Annotated in this window: 1 protein-coding gene; it reads left to right on the forward strand. The window is 75.1% G+C overall.

Translation table 11 applies throughout. The annotated features are described in order from the left end of the window. On the forward strand, positions 1–362 hold a 362-nt coding region (locus LE181_RS32005; protein ID WP_225665118.1), incomplete at both ends, for an alpha/beta fold hydrolase.

The raw sequence follows: 362 nt of genomic DNA on the forward strand, positions 1-362 counted from the left end.
CAGGGCGAGAGCTGCCGCAGGGCGAGCGGCCCCCTGCTGGCCCACATGGACACCGTCAGCGTCGCCCGCGACCTGGAGCTGCTGCGCGCCGCCCTCGACGAGCCCCGGCTGCACTACCTGGGCTTCTCCTACGGCACGTACCTCGGCCAGCACTACGCCCACCTCTTCCCCGGCCGGGTGGGCCGCTTCGTCCTCGACGGCCTGGTGGACCCCGCCACCGACCAGCGGCGGACCGCGCGCAACGATGTCACGGCCCTCGACGACAGCTTCGCCGGCTACGCCCGGGCCTGCGTCGCCTTGGGCTGCCCGCTCGGCCGGACCCCCGGCGAGGTCGTGGCCAGGACCACCGCGTTCGTCCGGGA

The organism is Streptomyces sichuanensis (assembly GCF_020328095.1).
Taxonomy (GTDB): Bacteria; Actinomycetota; Actinomycetes; order Streptomycetales; family Streptomycetaceae; genus Streptomyces; species Streptomyces cinnamoneus.